This window comes from Blastococcus sp. SYSU DS0973 (assembly GCF_054051055.1).
On sequence record NZ_JBJHAN010000006.1, the window covers coordinates 122970 to 141724 of the forward strand.

The window sequence follows — 18755 nt, forward strand, 5'->3', positions numbered from 1 at the left end:
GGGTCCTTTCTCAGACGTCTTCGACGGACGACGGCTCGCGGCGGGACAGGTCGATGCCCAGCTCCTCCGCGGCCCGGAAGACCTCGTCGTCGGTGTCGCGCAGCTCGATCGCCTGCCCGTCGCCGGAGAGCACCTCGACGTTGAGGCACAGCGACTGGAGCTCCTTGAGCAACACCTTGAACGACTCCGGGATGCCCGGCTCGGGGATGTTCTCGCCCTTGACGATCGCCTCGTACACCTTGACGCGGCCGAGGATGTCGTCGGACTTGATGGTGAGCAGCTCCTGCAGCGCGTAGGCGGCGCCGTAGGCCTGCATGGCCCAGCACTCCATCTCGCCGAAGCGCTGGCCACCGAACTGCGCCTTACCACCCAGCGGCTGCTGCGTGATCATCGAGTACGGGCCGGTCGAGCGGGCGTGGATCTTGTCGTCGACCAGGTGCAGCAGCTTGAGGATGTAGACGTAGCCCACGGCGATCGGCTCGGGGAAGGGCTCCCCGGAGCGGCCGTCGAACAGCCGCGCCTTGCCCGTCTCCTTGACCATCCGCTCGCCGTCGCGGTTCGGCGTCGTCGAGCCGAGCAGGCCGATGATCTCGTCCTCGCGCGCGCCGTCGAACACCGGCGTCGCCGTGCGGGTGCCCGGCGCCGCCGACTTCGCCGCCTCCGGCAGGTTCTTCGCCCAGTCCGGCGTGCCCTCGACCTGCCAGCCCTGCTTGGCGATCCACCCGAGGTGCATCTCCAGGACCTGGCCGACGTTCATGCGGCCGGGCACGCCGAGCGGGTTCAGGACGATGTCGACCGGGGTGCCGTCCGCGAGGAACGGCATGTCCTCCTGCGGCAGGATCTTCGAGATGACGCCCTTGTTGCCGTGGCGTCCGGCGAGCTTGTCGCCGTCGGAGATCTTGCGCATCTGGGCGACGTAGACCCGGATCAGCTCGTTGACCCCGGCGGGCAGCTCGTCGCCGTCCTCGCGCGAGAACACGCGGACGCCGATGACCTTGCCCGACTCACCGTGCTTGACCTTCAGCGACGTGTCGCGGACCTCGCGGGCCTTCTCGCCGAAGATCGCGCGCAGCAGCCGCTCCTCGGGGGTCAGCTCCGTCTCGCCCTTGGGCGTGACCTTGCCGACGAGGATGTCGCCGGGGACGACCTCGGCACCGATGCGGATGATGCCGCGCTCGTCGAGATCGGCCAGCACGTCCTCGGAGACGTTCGGGATGTCCCGCGTGATCTCCTCGGCACCGAGCTTGGTGTCGCGGGCGTCGACCTCGAACTCCTCGATGTGGATCGAGGACAGGACGTCGTCCTGCACGAGGCGCTGCGACAGGATGATCGCGTCCTCGTAGTTGTGGCCCTCCCACGGCATGAAGGCGACCAGCAGGTTCTTGCCCAGCGCCATCTCGCCGTTGTCGGTGCACGGACCGTCGGCGATGACCTGACCGACCTCCACGCGCTGGCCCTCGTCGACGACGGGGCTCTGGTTGATCGAGGTGCCCTGGTTCGAGCGGCGGAACTTCAGCAGCCGGTAGGTCTGCCGGGTCCCGTCGTCGGCCATGACGGTGACGTAGTCGGCGGTGGAGTCCTCGACGACACCGGCCTTCTCCGCCACGACCACGTCGCCGGCGTCGACGGCGGCACGCAGCTCCATGCCGGTGCCGACCAGCGGGGCCTCGCTGCGCAGCAGCGGCACCGCCTGACGCTGCATGTTCGCGCCCATGAGCGCGCGGTTGGCGTCGTCGTGCTCGAGGAACGGGATCATCGCCGTCGCCACCGAGGTCATCTGCCGCGGCGAGACGTCCATGTAGTCGACGTTCTCGGGTGCGAGGTAGTCGACCTCACCGCCCTTGGTGCGGACCAGCACCCGCTCCTCGGCGAGGCGACCCTGCGCGTCGAGCGGGCTGTTGGCCTGCGCGACGACGAAGCGGTCCTCCTCGTCGGCGGTCAGGTAGTCGATCTGGTTGGTGACGGTGCCGTTCTCCACCTTGCGGTAGGGCGTCTCGATGAAGCCGAACGGGTTCACCCGGCCGAACGAGGACAGCGAGCCGATGAGGCCGATGTTCGGGCCTTCCGGCGTCTCGATCGGGCACATCCGGCCGTAGTGGCTGGGGTGCACGTCGCGCACCTCCATGCCGGCCCGCTCACGCGACAGACCACCCGGGCCCAGCGCCGAGAGCCGGCGCTTGTGGGTCAGGCCCGCGAGCGGGTTGGTCTGGTCCATGAACTGGGACAGCTGGCTGGTGCCGAAGAACTCCTTGATGGAGGCGACGACCGGCCGGATGTTGATCAGGGTCTGCGGCGTGATCGCCTCGACGTCCTGGGTGGTCATCCGCTCGCGGACCACGCGCTCCATGCGGGAGAGGCCGACCCGGATCTGGTTCTGGATCAGCTCACCGACGGTGCGCAGGCGACGGTTGCCGAAGTGGTCGATGTCGTCGACGCCGTGGTCGGGCTCGCCGGCGTGGAGACGCACGACGTACTCGATGGTGGCGACGATGTCGTCCTCGGTCAGCGTGGAGGTGCTCTGCGGCACCTCGACGCCCAGCTTCTTGTTGACCTTGTACCGGCCGACCTTCGCCAGGTCGTAGCGCTTGGGGTTGAAGAACAGGTTCTCCAGGAGCGCCTGCGCCGACTCACGCGTCGGCGGCTCGCCCGGCCGCAGCTTGCGGTAGATGTCCAGCAGCGCCTCGTCCTGCCCGGCGATGTGGTCCTTCTCGAGCGTCGCCAGGACCGTGGGCGACCACTGGAAGTGCTCGCGGATGCGGTCCTCGCCCCAGCCGAGAGCCTTGAGCAGGACGGTGACCGGCTGGCGGCGCTTGCGGTCGATGCGGACGCCGACGGTGTCGCGCTTGTCGACGTCGAACTCCAGCCACGCACCGCGGCTGGGGATGACCTTGGCCGAGAAGACGTCCTTGTCCGACGTCTTGTCCAGGGACTTGTCGAAGTAGACGCCCGGGCTGCGCACGAGCTGCGAGACGACGACGCGCTCGGTCCCGTTGATGACGAAGGTGCCCTTGTTCGTCATGATCGGGAAGTCGCCCATGAACACCGTCTGGCTCTTGATCTCGCCGGTGGTGTTGTTCATGAACTCGGCGGTGACGAACAGCGGCGCCGCGTAGGTCATGTCCTTGTCCTTGCACTCCTCGAGGGACGCCTTGACGTCCTCGAAGCGCGGGTTGGAGAAGGACAGCGACATCGAGCCGCTGAAGTCCTCGATCGGGGAGATCTCCTCGAGGATCTCGGCCAGGCCGCCGACGGCGTCGGCCTGCTCCTCGGGCGAGAGGGTGGCGCGCCACTCGGGGCTGCCGACCAGCCAGTCGAACGACGCCGTCTGCAGCGCCAGGAGGTCGGGGACCTCGAGCGGCTCGTTGATCTTCGCGAACGACACGCGCAGCGGCGCGCCGGGGATCTTCGCCTGGTCGGCCTCGCCGGTGCGGGGGCCCGCCACGGGAGACTGGTCCTGCTGGCCGAAGGGGCCTGATTCGGTGGTGCTGGGGTTGATGCTGGTGGGGCGAGAGCCTGCCAAGATGCGTCCTTCCAAGGACCTCACGACGTGCGGGCGGTGGGCTGCGGGGTCGTCCTGGGTCGTCGTCGGTGATGGCGACGCTGTCCGAGACGGCCGCGATCGCCCGCTACGACGGTCAGCGCGGGCGACGCCGGGAGGATTCCCGGGGACCCGTCGTGACCCGTCTCGGCGGGCAGGCAGTCAGAGGGCAGCGCAACAGGAGACCCTACCCCTGGTGTCGCGCGATGTCCACGCGGGGGGACCGGTGCGACCGGCACCACAAACCTGGACGCGCGGGCCGGAACCGGCCGGCGGGGCGTGCGCCGGTCCCATGATGCCAGCCGGCTCCCGTGGGCGGCACCGCCACGCCGGGGACGGCGCCCGGGAGAACCCTCCGTCAGTCGCTCCAGATGTTCTGGCTGCCGAACGACCTGGTCAGCCCCGAGACCTCCACTGCGACGCCCACGTGTCCCTGCCTCCCGCTCCGGCTGCGATGCCGGTCCACCGCCCCGCCACGTCGGCGGACACCGGCCATGTGCGACACCTCGACCGACTCCGCATGCGGAGCGGTGGCGCCGCATCGCTACCGGTCAGTAACGATCACGGGGGGCGAAGGCTACGTGTGTCGCGCGGTTTCCGTGACCCGGATCTCCCCCTCGGAGGCGAGAACCACCCGGACATGCAACAGGGGCCGCCCTCTGAGGAGGACGGCCCCTGTGCGTGGTGGAGCGTTCCCCGGCCGGGCCGGGGGGGGTGTCACGTCGCCGTGACGTGCCCGGCGGTCGGAACCGCCGGGCGAGGGGTCACTTGACGGTGACGGAGGCGCCGGCGCCCTCGAGGGCGGCCTTGGCCTTCTCGGCAGCGTCCTTGGCGACCTTCTCGAGGACCGGCTTCGGTGCGTTGTCGACCAGGTCCTTGGCCTCCTTGAGGCCGAGCGAGGTCAGGCCGCGCACCTCCTTGATGACCTGGATCTTCTTGTCGCCGGCAGCCTCGAGGATGACGTCGAACTCGTCCTGCTCCTCGGCGGCGGGAGCGCCACCGTCGCCGCCACCGGCGGCCGGGGCGGCCGCGACGGCGACCGGGGCAGCCGCGGTGACGTCGAAGGTCTCCTCGAACTGCTTCACGAAGTCGGAGAGCTCGAGGAGGGTCATCTCCTTGAACGCGTCGAGCAGCTCGGCGCTGGAAAGCTTGGCCATGATGTCTCCTTCTGGGGTCAGTCGGTGCTGGCCGCGGTGTCCGCGGCGTCAGCGTCGGTGTCGGTGGTGGTGTCAGCAGCAGCGGTGTCGCCGGCAGGAGCCTCGCCCGCCGGTGCGTCGGCGGCCTTCTTCTCCTGGAGCGCGGCGGCCAGCCGGGCGACCTGCGACAGCGGGGCCTGGAACAGCCCGGCGGCCTTGGTCAGGTTGCCCTTCATCGCGCCGGCCAGCTTGGCGAGGAGCACCTCACGGCTCTCGACGTCGGCGAGGCGGGTGACCTCGGCGGCGTCGACCGTGCGGCCCTCCACCACGCCGCCCTTGACGACGAGCAGCGGGTTGGCGCGCGCGAAGTCACGGATGGCCTTGGCGGCGTTCACCGGGTCGCCCTCGATGAAGGCGATCGCGGTGGGGCCGTTGAGCAGCGGGGTGAGGTCGGAGAAGCCGACCTGCTCCGCCGCACGCTTCGTCAGGGTGTTCTTGACGATGGCGTAGCTGCTGCCCTCACCGAGGGAACGGCGCAGCTGGGTCAGCTGGGCCACGGTCAGCCCGCGGTACTCGGTGAGCACCGCCGCGCTGGACGACTGGAACCGCTCGGTGATCTCGTCGATCACCGCGGCCTTCGCCTGCGTGGGCATGGGCCTCCTCTCGTCTGTCGGGCGACCACTGGACGCTGCACGACGACGGGCGATCGACGCCCCGGAGACACGAAACGCCCCGGCGCAGGGCGCACGGGGCGATGGACAGGCGCACGATGGCACCCGACGATCGATCCGTCCTCCTGCGCGGGCCGCCCGCAATCTGCGGACCTTCGATCGCACGCGGACGTGCGACGACCAGCGGTCTTGGGGGGAACAGGCAGAAGACTACGCCATGCCGCGGTGGAGGCGGCGACCAACCCGTCAGGGGCGACCGGGATCACACGGTCGCCGGTCGCGCCGGAACGCCGGAGGCCCCGCCGCGCAGTACGCGGCGGGGCCCCGGTGAGGTGCTGGTCGGCTCCGTCCAGAGGCTCACCCCGAGCCTGCGAGGGGTGAGGAGGACGGGTGGTGTTTCAGGCGGTGGGCTCGTCCACCGTGAGGTTGCGGGTGCGGTTCGGGTCGACCGGGATGCCCGGCCCCATCGTGGTGGAGATGGTGACCTTCTTGACGTACCGGCCCTTGGCGGCGGCGGGCTTGGCCCGGAGCACCTCGTCGAGCGCGGCCGCGTAGTTCTCGACCAGCTTGGTCTGGTCGAACGACGTCTTGCCGATGACCAGGTGCAGGTTGGCCTGCTTGTCGACGCGGAAGTTGATCTTGCCGCCCTTGATGTCGTTGACGGCCTTGGTGACGTCGGGGGTCACGGTGCCCGTCTTCGGGTTCGGCATCAGTCCACGGGGGCCGAGGATGCGGGCGATCCGGCCGACCTTGGCCATCTGGTCGGGGGTGGCGATCGCCGCGTCGAAGTCCAGGAAGCCGCCCTGGATGCGCTCGATCAGGTCGTCGGAGCCCACGACGTCGGCGCCGGCGGCCTCGGCCTCAGCGGCCTTGTCACCGGTCGCGAAGACGATGACGCGGGCGGTCTTGCCGGTGCCGTGGGGCAGGTTGACCGTGCCGCGGACCATCTGGTCGGCCTTGCGCGGGTCGACGCCCAGGCGCATGGCGACCTCGACGGTGGCGTCGTAGGCGGTCGTCGACGTCTCCTTGGCCAGCGTGGCTGCCTGGAGCGGGCTGTACAGGTTGTCGCGGTCGACCTTCTCGGCCGCGGCGCGGAACTTCTTGCCGTGCTTCGCCATGGTGATTCCTCTCCGGGGGATGCCCCCGGTCGTGTGGTTGCCGGGCCTGGCGGGGCCCTCCCACTCGTGACGTGCTGGAACGGTCCCTCCACCCGGCCCCGCCGCGAGCGTGCGAGCGGTGGAGGGCGGAGGGGTTCTCTTACTGGACCGTGATGCCCATCGACCGGGCGGTGCCGGCGATGATCTTCTCCGCCTGCTCGAGGTCGTTGGCGTTCAGGTCGGCCATCTTGGTCTGGGCGATCTCGCGGACCTGGTCACGGGTGACCGTGGCGACCTTGGTCTTGTGCGGCTCGCCCGAGCCCTTCTCGACACCGGCGGCCTTCAGCAGCATGCGCGCGGCCGGCGGGGTCTTGGTGACGAACGTGAAGGTCCGGTCCTCGAAGACCGAGATCTCCACGGGGACGACGTTCCCGCGCTGCGACTCGGTCGCGGCGTTGTACGCCTTGCAGAACTCCATGATGTTGACGCCGTGCTGGCCCAGCGCCGGACCCACGGGCGGCGCGGGGGTGGCCGCGCCGGCGTTGATCTGGAGCTTGATGACCGCGGTCAACCGCTTCCTGGGGGGCATGACTTCCTTCTTGGTGACGGGATGGAACGGCCCCGTCGCAGGGCCCCGCCGCCAGTTTACGAGCGGTGGGGGGCGACGAGTCCTGTCTAGATCTTGCTGACCTGGTTGAACGACAGCTCGACGGGCGTCTCGCGGCCGAAGATGGAGACCAGCACCTGCAGCTTCTGCTGCTCGGCGTTGATCTCGTTGATGGTGGCGGGCAGCGTCGCGAACGGGCCGTCCATGACGGTGACCGACTCGCCGACCTCGAAGTCGACGACCGCGGCCGCCGCGGCGGGGGCGCCGCCGGCCGACGCGGCCGCCTCGGTGGCCCGGGGCGCCTGCGGCGCGGTGGCGGGGACCAGGATCTTGACGACCTCGTCGAGGGTCAGCGGCGAGGGCTTGGAGGTGGCACCCACGAAGCCGGTGACGCCGGGGGTGTTGCGGACCGCGCCCCAGGACTCGTCGTTGAGCTCCATGCGCACGAGCAGGTAGCCCGGCAGCACCTTGCGGTTGACCTGCGACCGCTTGCCGTTCTTGATCTCGGTGACCTCCTCGGTGGGCACCTCGATCTGGTAGATGTAGTCCTCGACGTCCAGTGACTGGATGCGCGCCTCGAGGTTGGTCTTCACCTTGTTCTCGTAGCCCGCGTAGGAGTGCACGACGTACCAGTCGCCCGGCGCGCGCCGCAGCGCCTTCTTCATCGCCTCGGCCGGGTCCTCGTCCTCCTCCTGCTCCACGTCGGAGTCGGGGGCCGGGGCAGCCAGCGGGTCGGTGGCCAGGGTGTCCGCGTCGCCGGTCTCGATCTCCGGCGTCACGTCGGAGACGGCGGTGTCGGTGTCGAGGTCGGCGGTGTCGCCGGAGCCCTCGGCGGCACCGGTCTCGCCGGCGCCGGTCTCGACGTCGGCGGTTCCGCGCTCGCCGAAGCGGGCGTCGTCCAGGTCGATTCCTTCGACCGCGCTGTCGGTCTCGAAGGGCTCGCGGGGGTCGGTCACTGCTTCTCCTCGCTGGCGCTCGTCGGCGTCGTGCCCGACGGCGCTGTGCTGATGGGTGATCTCGCAAGCTCGATCACGGGGGTCTCTTCCTTGTCAGAGGGCGTTCAGGCGCGCAGGCGACGGTCAGCCGAAGACGGCGATCACGCCCTGCGCGAAGAGCAGGTCCAGGCCTGCCACCAGCGCGACGATGAACGCCACGAAGACGATGACCACCGTGGTGTAGGTGATCAGCTCGCGACGTCCCGGCCAGATGACCTTGCGCAGCTCGGCGACGACCTCGCGCAGGAAACGCGCGAGCGAGCGGCGGGGCCGCATCTCCTCGGCGCGGGCCCGCTCCGCCGCGGCCCGCGAACGGGTTCCGGAGCCCTCCCGGCCGGCCGCGGTGGCCGAACGAGCCACCCGCCGACGGCCGGGCTCGTCGTCCTCGTCACCGTCGGCGGTGATCCGGCCCCGCCGACGGCCGCCCTGGTCACCCGTGCGGGCGACGACCTTGTCCTCCTCGGACTCGGCCTCGCCGGCGACCTGGTCCTCGGCTGCCTCGAGCGCGGAGGCGTCGTCGACCCCCGGGGCCTCGCGGTCGAGCTGCTCGTCGGTGAGCTCGGCGTCGGAGGCGGCGCGAGGGTCGTCCTCGCGGTCCGGCTTCTCGTCGCTCACTGCGCCTCGCTCGCCTCGTCGTGGTGGCCTCTCGCGCGAGGGCCGTCGGTCGGTGCTGTCCGTGTCCTGCTGGCAGGGGTGACAGGACTTGAACCTGCAGCCTGCGGTTTTGGAGACCGCTGCTCTGCCAATTGAGCTACACCCCTGTGCCCTGGGCGGGCCCCGGCGCCGCCGAACCGCCACTGCGGCGCCCGACCTCCGGAGGGATCCGAGGCACGCCGGTGGCGGGGTCAACTGCCCCGGTGGAGCCAGTGTACGGGACCCGTGCGGGGATCAGCGAACGTCCCATCCCCCGCACCCCCGGAGGGCGTCCTCCCTCGCGCGACGGCGGTGCCGCACCGGGCGGACAGCCCGCAGGCCGCCGGCTTTGAGACGATGGGCCCATGACCGCCGCCTCCTCGCCGGAGTCCGCCGCCCCCTCGACCCCGTTGCCGCCCGCCGAGCGGCGCGTGTCCCGCCGCATCGGCGCGATCGCCGAGTCCGCGACCCTGGCCGTGGACGCCAAGGCGAAGGCGCTGAAGGCCGCCGGGAAGCCGGTGATCGGCTTCGGCGCCGGCGAGCCGGACTTCCCCACGCCCGACTACGTCGTCGAGGCGGCCATCACGGCGGCCCGCACGCCCGCCATGCACCGCTACACCCCTGCGGGCGGGCTGCCGTCCCTCAAGGAGGCGATCGTCGCCAAGACGGCGCGCGACTCCGGCCTCCGGATCACCCCCGCGCAGGTGCTGGTCACCAACGGCGGCAAGCAGGCGGTCTACGAGGCGCTGGCCACCATGCTCGACCCGGGTGACGAGGTGCTCCTGCCGGCTCCCTACTGGACCACCTACCCGGAGGCGATCCGCCTGGCCGGGGGCGTGCCGGTGCCGGTGGTCGCCGACGAGCAGAGCGGCTACCTCGTGTCGGCCGCGCAGCTCGAGGCCGCTCGCACCCCGCGCACCAAGGTGCTGCTGTTCTGCTCCCCCTCGAACCCCACGGGCGCGGTGTACCCGGCCGAGCAGGTCGAGGAGATCGGCCGCTGGGCCGTCGCGCACGGTCTGTGGGTGCTCACCGACGAGATCTACGAGCACCTGACCTACGGCGGCGTCACCGCACCGTCCATGCCCGTGCTCGTCCCCGAGCTGGCCGACCGCTGCGTGGTCGTCAACGGGGTCGCCAAGACCTATGCGATGACGGGCTGGCGGGTCGGCTGGATCGTCGGCCCGGCGGATGTGGTGAAGGCGGCGACGAACCTGCAGTCCCACGCGACGTCGAACGTCGCCAACGTCTCGCAGGCCGCGGCCGTCGCGGCGCTCAACGGCGACCTCTCCGCGGTGGCGACCATGCGCGAGGCGTTCGACCGGCGCAGGCAGACGATCGTGTCGATGCTGCGGGAGATTCCCGGGATCGCCTGCCCCGAGCCGCAGGGCGCCTTCTACGTCTACCCGTCGGTGAAGGGCCTGCTGGGCCGGCCCATCGCCGGGCGGACTGCCGCGACCAGCGCCGAGCTCGCCGAGCTCGTCCTGGAGGAGGCGGAGGTGGCGGTCGTGCCCGGCGAGGCCTTCGGCACCCCCGGGTACGTGCGCATGTCCTACGCGCTCGGCGACGACGACCTCGTCGAGGGCGTCAGCCGCATGCAGCGGCTGCTCGGCCAGGCGGGCTGAGGAACGCCCTCCGCCGCCCACCGCTCGCACGGTCGCGGCGGCACGCTGCAGGGGGCCGGGCCTCAGCCGGGCAGGTCCTCCTCGTCCAGCGCCCCGGCGCCGACGAGGACGTCCACCGCTGACGGCAGGTCGGCGAGCGCCCGCCCCACGTCGTCGGGGGTCGCGATCCGCCACGCGTTGCCGTCCACATAGCAGCGGACGGCGGCGTCGAAGGCCTCCGGGCCCGCCACGGCCCGGGCGGCCAGCAGCGCCGCGCCGCCCTTGCCGTAGACGGTCCGGACGTAGGGGCCGTCCCCGGTGAAGTCGGCCATGCTGCCGCCGACGGCGCCGGGGCGGGCCAGCACCGGATCGAGCACGTCGGCCGACGGCGGACCGGGCAGCGCCTCGGCGTAGGTGGCGAACGCCTCGTCCAGCCACGGGTCCCGGAACTGCGAGTTGCCGACCATCCCGTAGAACCACATGTGGGCGACCTCGTGGACCAGCACCTCCCGGGACGGCGTGGCCTGCAGGATGGAGCTGGGGTACTCGATCCCGCCGCCGTGATCGGGCAACAGCGGCACGGTGAGCGTCTCGTAGGGGAAGGGTCCGAGAAGGTTCTCCAGGTCGCCGATCGCCCCGGTGGTCCACTCCGCCAGCCGGGTGGCGTCGAGCTCGGCGCCGGGCAGCACCCCCACGGTCACCCGGACGCCGCTGCCGCTGGTGCGCTCCTCGGTGGCGAAGGTGCCCGCGGCGACGCTCACGTCCCGGGCGGCGGGCTCGGACGACGTCCAGACCCGGCGCCCGTCCCGGGGTGTCGTGGGCGGAGCCTGGTCACCGGTCATCAGCACCGTGAGCTCCTCCGGCGCCGAGACCCGGATGCGGGTGTCGGCCGCGGGGCTCGTCGCCGTCTCACCGGTCAGCCCGACGAACGGGTCGCGCGCCCAGCCCACGCCCGGCTCCCACGCCAGCAGCGGGGCGCCGCTGGCCCACCACGTCACGCCCTCGTCGGCGCCGAAGCGCTCGAACTCCCCACCGCCCACGTCGAGGGTGAACTCCAGGCGTACCTCGGTGGACTCCCCCGCCGCCAGCCGGTCGGCCAGCTCGACGACGTAGCGGCCGCCGGGAGCCGCTCCTCCGGCCTCCTCGTACCGGCCTCCGGTGACGTCGTCCCCGGTGACCGCGTCGACGACCAGCCGGGAGCCGGCCGGCGCGGACCCCGGGGCGTTGGGGACCAGCCGGAAGACCAGCTCGTCGGTCGGGAGGTCGGGGGTGAAGACGACGGTCTCGGTGCCCCATACCGTGCGCAGGTCGTCGTCCAGCCGGAAGTCGAAGGCGATCTCGGGCCGGTCGGGATCCGGGGCCGCGCGCTCGGCCGGGCAGACGTTCTCGTCGGCGGCCGCGGACGTCGGCGCCGCCGGTGCCCGGGTCTCCGGCTGCCCGGTGTCGGCGAACGACGTGCAGCCGGACAGCAACAGGACACCGACCACGACGCCGAGGGACCGGCGACCGGTCACGGGAGGCGGATCACCGCGCGGGCGAGCGAGAGGACCTTCTCCCCGGAGCTGGTGACGGTCAGGTCGACGCGGGCGCGGCCGTCGTCGCCCACCGTGGCCACCCGGCCGCGGACGACGATCTGGGCCCCGGCGTCGTCGTCAGGCACGACGACGGGCCGGCCGAAGCGCACCTGGTACTCGATGAGGGCCGCCGGGTCGCCGGTCCACTCCGTGACGGCGCGGGCGGCCAGCGCCATGGTGAGCATGCCGTGCGCGATGACCCCGGGGAGGCCGACGGCCGTGGCCACCCGGTCGCTCCAGTGGATCGGGTTGAAGTCCTTGGACGCGCCCGCGTAGCGCACCAGGTCGGCGCGGGTGACCGTGAAGGTCCGCTCCGGCAGCTCGGTTCCGACGGCGATCTCCGGCCGGCTCATGCGGCTCCCCCGTCCGCTCCGCGGGCGACGAGCATCGTCGTCGCCGTGCAGACGGCCTCGCCGTCCTCGGTGGTCAGCTCGACCCGCGTGGTCAGCAGGTCGTTGCCGCCGACGCTGCGCACGGCCTCGATGCTGGTGGTGGCGACGAGCCGGTCGCCGGCGCGGATGGGCCGGTGGTGGGCGAACCGCTGCTCGCCGTGGACCACCCGGCTGTAGTCCAGGGCGACGTCGGGGTCGTCCAGGACGACGTTCGCGGCGCCCAGCGACACCACCACGGCGAACGTCGGGGGCGCGATGACGTCGGGGTGGCCGGCGGCGCGGGCGGCCTCCGGGTCGAGGTGCACCGGGTCGGTGGCACCGACCGCAACGGCGAACTCGGCCAGCGCCACCCGGCCCACCTCGTGAACGGCAGAGGGCGGGTAGCTGCGCCCGACCAGTCCTCGGTCCAACGCCATGCTCCCGCCCTCTCGCTCAGTCGCGGACCGCGGTCAGCGGGTCTCGCGGTGCAGCGTGTGCTTGCGCTCACGCGGGCAGTACTTCATCAGCTCGAGCCGGTCGGGGTCGTTCCGCCGGTTCTTGCGGGTGATGTAGTTGCGGTTCTTGCACTCCTGGCAGGCCAGGGTGATCTTCGGACGGACGTCGGTGGCTGCCATGGGGCGCTCCTAGCCTTGTGGGACAGGGCCCGGGACCGGGTCCTGCTGCCGGGCCGGCACTGGTGCCGACACGGCGACGGACCCCGGTGTCGCGGGGTCCGTCGGGAGTAGCGGTGACCGGACTTGAACCGGTGACACAGCGATTATGAGCCGCTTGCTCTACCAGGCTGAGCTACACCGCCGGGGTGACCCCCCGGGCCGATCTCGCGACAGGACCGGTAGGTCGGGTTACTGCCAGAGCCCCTTTACGGAATCGAACCGTAGACCTTCTCCTTACCATGGAGACGCTCTGCCGACTGAGCTAAAGGGGCGTGCTCCGAGCCGCCAGGAACTCTACCAAGCCGCTTCGGGGCGACCGGCGGGGCCCTCCGGACCGTGCGGGAAGCACTGTAACAGCCACTCCGGCCGGCCCCGTCCAGAGGCTCCGCCCCCAGCCTGCGAGGGGTGAGGGGGACGGGCCGGCCCTCAGGTCCGGACGAACAGTCGGCGGTGGGTCGCACCCGGCGCGGCCGAGCGCACGCCGGTACGCGCGAGGAGCCACCTCTCCAGCCGATCCTCCGGCAACGGCCGGCTGATCAGGAAGCCCTGGAGCTTGTCGCAACCCATGGTGGCCAGCTGGTTGCGGGTCATCTCGTCCTCGACACCCTCGGCGACGACGCACAGGCCGAGGTTGTGGGCCAGTTCGATGATGGAGCGCGCGATGAACGACTCACCCTGGCTCGTGGCCATGGTGAGGATGAAGGACTTGTCGATCTTCAGCTCGTCGATGGGCAGCTGGCGCAGCTGGGACAGCGACGAGTAGCCGGTGCCGAAGTCGTCCATCGACAGCCGCAGCCCGAGGTCGTGGAGTTCCTCCAGGACCGAGCTCCCGCGCACCGAGTCGTCGACGACGCTGCTCTCGGTGAGCTCCAGGACGAGCAGCTCCCCGGGCACCTGGTGCCTCGCCAGGGCATCGCGTATCCGCTGGACCAGGTTCGGCTCGCTCAGCGAGCACGCGGAGATGTTGACCGCGACCGACAGCGCGATCCCCCGGTCCAGCCAGCGCCGGCAGCGCGCCAGCGCCAGGTCCAGGACGTGGTCGGTGATCGCGCCGATCCGGCCGATCTGCTCGGCCAGGCCGATGACGTCCTCGGGCGGGATGCTCCCGTACCGCGGGTGGGTCCAGCGCACCAGCGTCTCCACCGACACGATGTCGGAGCTCTGGGCGTCGATGACCGGCTGGAAGACGACCCCGATCTGGCCGTCGACCATGGCCTGCTCGAGCTCGGTGCCCAGCTGCAGCCGGCGGAGGCTCTGCTGGTCGAGCACCGGGTGGTAGCTCGCCACACCGTTGGAGCTCCCGGCCGCCAGGAGGGCGACGTCGGCCCGCTGCATGAGCGTCCCGGCGTCCGCGCCGTGCACGGGGGCGGCGGCGACGCCGATGGTCAGTGACACCTCGAGATCCAGCCCGGCCACCCGGACGCGGGTCGCGGCGGCCTCGCGCAGCCGGCGCGCGGCCCGCTCGGTGGCCTCGAGGGAGAGCCCGGGGAGCAGGACCGCGAACTGTTCGCGCTCCATGCGGGCCAGCAGGGCCCGCGGCGGAGCGTGCTCGCGGAGGAGCCCTGCCGTGACCTGCAGCAGCTCGTCGCTGGCGGCGTGCCCGAGGGTGTCGGTGACGTCGGCGTAGGTGCCGAGCGAGGCCAGGATGAGCCCGGCCTGGCCGCCCTCGGCGGACACCAGCCGGCTGACCTCCGCGGCGAGCCGCTGGCGGTTGGGCAGGCCGGTGAGCCGGTCGTGGTCGGCGTCGAAGCGGATGCGGGTGAGCAGCTGCTGCTGCCGGATGGCGGCGTTGACGTGGGTGAGCATGGAGTCCAGCGCGCCACGCTCGCTGCGACCGAAGGAGACGATGTCGCTGCGCCGGTCGCACACCTCGAGGTAGCCCGGCTCGCCCGCGGCCGTGGTGACCGGCGCACCGAGCAGCTCGGACACGCCCCGGCGGGCCAGTGCAGCGGCTTCGTGCTGATCGGCGCGCCCCACCGAGACGCGGATCGCCCCTCCGGTGGAGGCGACGGCGCGGCGGCGCAACAGGTCGTCGGAGTCGCCCGGGCCGTCGTACCAGTCGGCGCCGTCCTCGGTGGCGACCACCAGCCGTGGCCCCTCGTCGAGGTAGGGCGGCAGCCAGAGGGCGACCCGCTCGGCGTTGAGGAGCTCGCGCACCGCCTGCACGATCTGCCGGGTGCCGGCCTCGTCGGGATGCACCTGCTCCACCCGCCGCGCGAACTCGTAGACGCGTTCGAGCGAGTGGCTCTCCCGCGTCACCGCGGCGAAGCGGCGGTAGAGCAGCACCAGCGCGAGGATGAGCGGAGCGATGAGCGCCCAGGACCAGGGCGTCGCGTGCAGCAGCAGCAGGACGACCAGGCCCACGAGCACGGCCACCGGCTGCACGACGACGACCGGGACGAGCAGGCTCGTCCAGATGGCGCGCCCGGGGTAGCCCTGCGTGACGCTGATCGCTCCGGCGACCAGGACCGCCGCCACGGCGTTGGCCGCGAAGATCGCCAGCAGGCACGAGAACCACGTGACCGGGGACGTGACGTCGCCGCCCGGCAGCACGGCCAGGACGGCGACGGCGACGGATGCCTCCAGGACCGCCACCGCGGTGTTGAACAGGACCTTGGGCGCCGGGAGCCGCTGCACCACCAACACCAGGGCGACCGCCGCGGCCCGGGTGATGGCCGTCCACGCTCCGCCGACCTCCAGGAGCGCGATCACGAAGACCAGCTCGCTCGCCGAGCTGTGGAAGCTCTGCCGCCGGAACTCGACGTGGACGTTGATCCACTCCGCGACCATCGCCGCCAGGAAGACCGCCACCACGACGCGTGGGTCGACCGCGGCCGGACCGCCGACCAGCACCGCCACACCCGCCGGCGCCGCGAACGCCAGGCCGAGCAGCGTCACCAGCCAGGGGCTCCGCTCGTCGCGCGACCCACCTGCCTCGCGGACGTCCTGCTCGGGCAACGGGGGCTGCTTTCTTCCGGGTCGGTGGGCGGGCGAAGGCTAACAGCGACCTCATCCGCCACAAGCCTCGTCCGACTCGGAAGGGTCAGCCGATCCACGACCGGAATGTGCGGTTCACCGGAGGAAAGCGAACAGGGCGGTCGTCCTCGCGGACGACCGTCCTGTGCTGATGTCCGGAGGGACGGTCAGTCGGCCTGACGCGTCCACTTGACGCCACGGGTCCACTTGACGCCGCGGGTCCACTTCACTCCACGGTTCCCGGTCCCACGCTGCACGGTGCTGTTCATGGCGCCTCCCTCTGGGCACGACTGATTGGCTGTAGCGGCAGCCATCCACGCGCGGGGGCAGAGCGTCGTCGAATACGGACCGCGCGTGAGACACTCCTTCCCGTCACTACCAGCGACAAGCACGTCGGCGGCGACACGCCGCCTCCGTCGTCATGTCGTGACCAGACGCCACTCCGGTCACACGATGAGTGATCCCAGCCACCGCCCCGAAGCCCTCGCTGCGGCCGTCGCCCACAGGCGTCGCCGGGCTGTGCGCCGGACGGGTGAACCACCGTCCACAGTGTCCACAGATCGTGTCCACAGGTGGTGGACGACGGTCGACAGGTGCCTACGCTGCCGCGCGTGCGCCCCGGCCAGGACGACCGCGAACGCGGCTCGACGCTGCCCTTCGTCCTCGTGTGCTGGCTGGTCGCCGCCCTCATGGCCTTCGGCGCCATCACGGCCTCCGACGCCTTCCTGGAGCAGCAGGAGGTCCAGTCGGTGTGCGACAGCGCCGCCCTGGCGGCGGCGAACCAGGCCGACGAGGCCATCGTCTACGCCCGCGGGGTGGGCACGGAGCTGCCGCTCACCCGTGCGGCCGCGCAGGCGGCGGTGGCCGACCAGCTGGCCGACGGCGGCGTGCTGCTGGACAGCTGGGCGGCGGAGACCGACGGCGCAGAGGTGACGGTGCGCTGCACCCGCCACGTCGACATCGCGTTCGGCTGGCTGTTCCTGGGTGGTCAGCAGCTCGAGCGCACCGCCGTCTCCGGCGCGCGGGCGCCCACGCTGCCCTGATCCGGCGCCGGAGAGGCGACGGCCCCCGACCTGGAGGTCGGGGGCCGTCGTACCGGGCGTGGCGGGTGAAGGATTCGAACCTTCGTAGGCTAAGCCGACGGATTTACAGTCCGCTCCCATTGGCCACTCGGGCAACCCGCCGCGATTGGTACGCGGGAGAGACTACAAGACGAGGGGCCCGGCACGTGACGGGTCCCCACCGACGGGGCCGCTGCAGCGCCCCGTCCCGCACGGAGAGGAACGACATGGCCGACGCATCCTTCGACGTCGTGAGCAAGGTCGACCGGCAGGAGGTCGACAACGCCCTCAACCAGGCGGGCAAGGAACTGTCGCAGCGCTTCGACTTCCGCGGCACCAACGCCACCATCGCCTGGGCCGGGGAGGACGGCGTCACCCTGCAGGCCGACACCGAGGAGCGGGTGGTCGCCGCGCTCGAGGTCTTCAAGGAGAAGCTGATCAAGCGGAACATCTCACTGAAGGTGCTCGACGCCGGCGAGCCCCAGTCCTCGGGCAAGAGCTACAAGATCGGCGCGACGATCAAGCAGGGGATCGAGTCCGACACCGCCAAGAAGATCGCGAAACTGATCCGCGACGAGGGTCCCAAGGGCGTCCAGGCGCAGATCCAGGGCGACCAGCTCCGGGTGAGCGGCAAGAAGCGCGACGACCTGCAGGCGGTGCAGCAGCTGCTCCGCGGCGCGGACCTCGACGTCGCCCTGCAGTTCGACAACTACAGATGACGTGAGGGAGCGGCCCGGCCGCAGGGGCCCACGGCGCGCGGAGCGTGTCGTGGGGAGCGGGTGAGCTGACGGAACGGCCCCCTCGCAAGGGCCCACCCCGAGGCACGAGGGGGCGAGGGGGGTCCTCCTTCAGCGCTGGCCCAGCTCCCGGGCCATCTGCTCCAGGCGGGCGATCCGCTCGGGCATCGGCGGGTGGCTGGCGAACATCGACGCCATCCCCTGACCGCGGAACGGGTTGGCGATCATCAGGTGGCTCTGGGTGACCAGCCGCTCCTCCTGCGGCAGTGGCCGGGCCGCGGTCCCCCGGTCGATCACCCGCAGTGCGTCGGCCAGCGCCAGCGGGTCCTGCGACAGCTGGGCGCCCGAGGCGTCGGCCTGGAACTCGCGGCTGCGGCTGACCGCCATCTGCACCAGCCCGGCGGCGAGCGGGCCCAGCAGCATGAGCAACAGACCGCCGATCATGTTGCCGCCGCCGCGGTCCTCATCGGACCGGCCGCCGAACAGCGACGCGAACATCGCCATGTGCGCCAGGTAGGTGATCACGGTGGCCATGGCGCCGGCGACGGAGCTGATCAGGATGTCGCGGTTGTAGACGTGCGAGAGCTCGTGGGCCAGCACGCCCCGCAGCTGCCGGCGGTCGAGCAGCTCGAGGATGCCCTGGGTGACGCAGACGGCGGCGTTGCGCGGGTTGCGGCCGGTGGCGAAGGCGTTGGGCTGCGCGGTCGGGCTGACGTAGAGCCGGGGCATGGGCTGCCGCGCCTCGGTGGCCAGCTCCCGCACGATCGCGTAGAGGGCCGGGGCCTGGGTCTGGGTGACCGGGAAGGCCCGCATCGCCCGCAGGGCCAGCTTGTCGGAGTTGAAGTACGCGTAGCCGTTGACGCCCAGCGCGACGACCAGCGCGACGACCAGGCCGCCGCGCCCGCCGATAAGCGCACCCGCCATCAGGATCAGTCCGCCCATGAGCCCCAGGAGCAGGGCGGTCTTCACTCCGTTGTTCCAGCGCTGCACGTCCGCTCCAACGTCGTCCGTCGGGCCCCCGTTCCCGGTGGGCGACCCGCGCCCCCGGTGGAATGACGGAGCACCCGGCGCCGTTGTGCCCCGT

At 71.7% G+C, this 18755-nt stretch carries 16 protein-coding genes and 4 tRNA genes; 3 read left to right on the forward strand and 17 right to left on the reverse strand.

Annotation, left to right across the window (positions count from 1 at the left end; all coding sequences use genetic code 11):
- Positions 1–10 precede the first annotated feature (10 nt).
- The 8 genes from rpoB to ACI791_RS12090 all read right to left on the reverse strand — a co-directional run bounded on the left by rpoB (position 11) and on the right by ACI791_RS12090 (position 8805).
- Positions 11–3520 (reverse strand): DNA-directed RNA polymerase subunit beta, encoded by a 3510-nt coding sequence (gene rpoB / locus ACI791_RS12055; protein ID WP_456586257.1) that lies wholly within the window; start codon positions 3518–3520, stop codon positions 11–13.
- Positions 3521–4302: 782 nt separating this feature from the next.
- Positions 4303–4695, reverse strand: coding sequence for a 50S ribosomal protein L7/L12 (rplL, locus tag ACI791_RS12060; RefSeq protein WP_347058041.1), 393 nt, complete (start codon positions 4693–4695; stop codon positions 4303–4305).
- A 17-nt stretch (positions 4696–4712) separates the two neighbouring features.
- Positions 4713–5327, reverse strand: a complete 615-nt coding sequence (rplJ, locus tag ACI791_RS12065) for a 50S ribosomal protein L10 (RefSeq protein WP_456586258.1) — start codon at positions 5325–5327, stop codon at positions 4713–4715.
- A gap of 416 nt (positions 5328–5743) precedes the next feature.
- Positions 5744–6463, reverse strand: a complete 720-nt coding sequence (gene rplA / locus ACI791_RS12070; RefSeq protein ID WP_347058043.1) for a 50S ribosomal protein L1 — start codon at positions 6461–6463, stop codon at positions 5744–5746.
- A 139-nt stretch (positions 6464–6602) separates the two neighbouring features.
- Positions 6603–7031: a 50S ribosomal protein L11 gene (gene rplK / locus ACI791_RS12075; protein WP_347058044.1), complete on the reverse strand. Its 429-nt coding sequence runs from the start codon at positions 7029–7031 to the stop codon at positions 6603–6605.
- Between the two features lie 86 nt (positions 7032–7117).
- The gene (gene nusG / locus ACI791_RS12080) at positions 7118–8005 is read right to left on the reverse strand and encodes a transcription termination/antitermination protein NusG (RefSeq protein ID WP_456586259.1); all 888 of its coding nucleotides are present in this window, start codon (positions 8003–8005) and stop codon (positions 7118–7120) included.
- A gap of 123 nt (positions 8006–8128) precedes the next feature.
- Positions 8129–8659 carry a preprotein translocase subunit SecE gene (gene secE, locus ACI791_RS12085; protein ID WP_456586260.1) on the reverse strand — a complete coding sequence of 177 codons (531 nt, stop codon included), beginning with the start codon at positions 8657–8659 and terminating at the stop codon, positions 8129–8131.
- Between the two features lie 70 nt (positions 8660–8729).
- Positions 8730–8805, reverse strand: a tRNA-Trp gene (locus tag ACI791_RS12090).
- Positions 8806–9042: 237 nt separating this feature from the next.
- Here ACI791_RS12090 and ACI791_RS12095 point away from each other — a divergent pair.
- Positions 9043–10299: a pyridoxal phosphate-dependent aminotransferase gene (locus ACI791_RS12095; RefSeq protein ID WP_456586261.1), complete on the forward strand. Its 1257-nt coding sequence runs from the start codon at positions 9043–9045 to the stop codon at positions 10297–10299.
- Positions 10300–10361: 62 nt separating this feature from the next.
- Here ACI791_RS12095 and ACI791_RS12100 read toward each other — a convergent pair whose 3' ends face one another.
- The 7 genes from ACI791_RS12100 to ACI791_RS12130 all read right to left on the reverse strand — a co-directional run bounded on the left by ACI791_RS12100 (position 10362) and on the right by ACI791_RS12130 (position 15855).
- Positions 10362–11792 (reverse strand): M1 family aminopeptidase, encoded by a 1431-nt coding sequence (locus ACI791_RS12100; RefSeq protein ID WP_456586262.1) that lies wholly within the window; start codon positions 11790–11792, stop codon positions 10362–10364.
- Positions 11789–12205, reverse strand: coding sequence for a MaoC family dehydratase (locus ACI791_RS12105; RefSeq protein WP_456586263.1), 417 nt, complete (start codon positions 12203–12205; stop codon positions 11789–11791). The genes ACI791_RS12100 and ACI791_RS12105 overlap by 4 nt, the downstream gene beginning before the upstream one ends.
- Entirely contained in the window at positions 12202–12660 is a 459-nt protein-coding gene (locus ACI791_RS12110; RefSeq protein WP_456586264.1) for an FAS1-like dehydratase domain-containing protein, read from the reverse strand. Before ACI791_RS12110 ends, ACI791_RS12105 begins: the two co-directional genes overlap by 4 nt.
- Before the next feature lie 33 nt (positions 12661–12693).
- Positions 12694–12858 (reverse strand): 50S ribosomal protein L33, encoded by a 165-nt coding sequence (gene rpmG / locus ACI791_RS12115; RefSeq protein ID WP_091770212.1) that lies wholly within the window; start codon positions 12856–12858, stop codon positions 12694–12696.
- A 108-nt stretch (positions 12859–12966) separates the two neighbouring features.
- Positions 12967–13040 (reverse strand) — tRNA-Met (locus tag ACI791_RS12120).
- 56 nt (positions 13041–13096) lie between these two features.
- Positions 13097–13169, reverse strand: a tRNA-Thr gene (locus ACI791_RS12125).
- A 154-nt stretch (positions 13170–13323) separates the two neighbouring features.
- On the reverse strand, positions 13324–15855 hold the full coding sequence (locus ACI791_RS12130; protein WP_456586265.1) for a putative bifunctional diguanylate cyclase/phosphodiesterase: 2532 nt from the start codon (positions 15853–15855) through the stop codon (positions 13324–13326).
- A gap of 629 nt (positions 15856–16484) precedes the next feature.
- Between ACI791_RS12130 and ACI791_RS12135 the strand changes: the two genes are divergently transcribed.
- Positions 16485–16916, forward strand: coding sequence for a pilus assembly protein TadG-related protein (locus tag ACI791_RS12135; RefSeq protein ID WP_456586266.1), 432 nt, complete (start codon positions 16485–16487; stop codon positions 16914–16916).
- Positions 16917–16975: 59 nt separating this feature from the next.
- Here ACI791_RS12135 and ACI791_RS12140 read toward each other — a convergent pair.
- Positions 16976–17057: transfer RNA gene (locus ACI791_RS12140), tRNA-Tyr, on the reverse strand.
- Between the two features lie 104 nt (positions 17058–17161).
- On the opposite strand from ACI791_RS12140, the gene ACI791_RS12145 reads away from it, so the two are divergent.
- Entirely contained in the window at positions 17162–17653 is a 492-nt protein-coding gene (locus tag ACI791_RS12145; protein WP_347058053.1) for a YajQ family cyclic di-GMP-binding protein, read from the forward strand.
- A gap of 129 nt (positions 17654–17782) precedes the next feature.
- Here the strand turns inward: ACI791_RS12145 and htpX are convergent, their stop codons facing one another.
- A complete protein-coding gene (htpX, locus tag ACI791_RS12150) occupies positions 17783–18661 on the reverse strand; it encodes a zinc metalloprotease HtpX (protein WP_347058054.1) in 879 nt (292 codons plus the stop codon).
- Between the last annotated feature and the right edge of the window lie 94 nt (positions 18662–18755).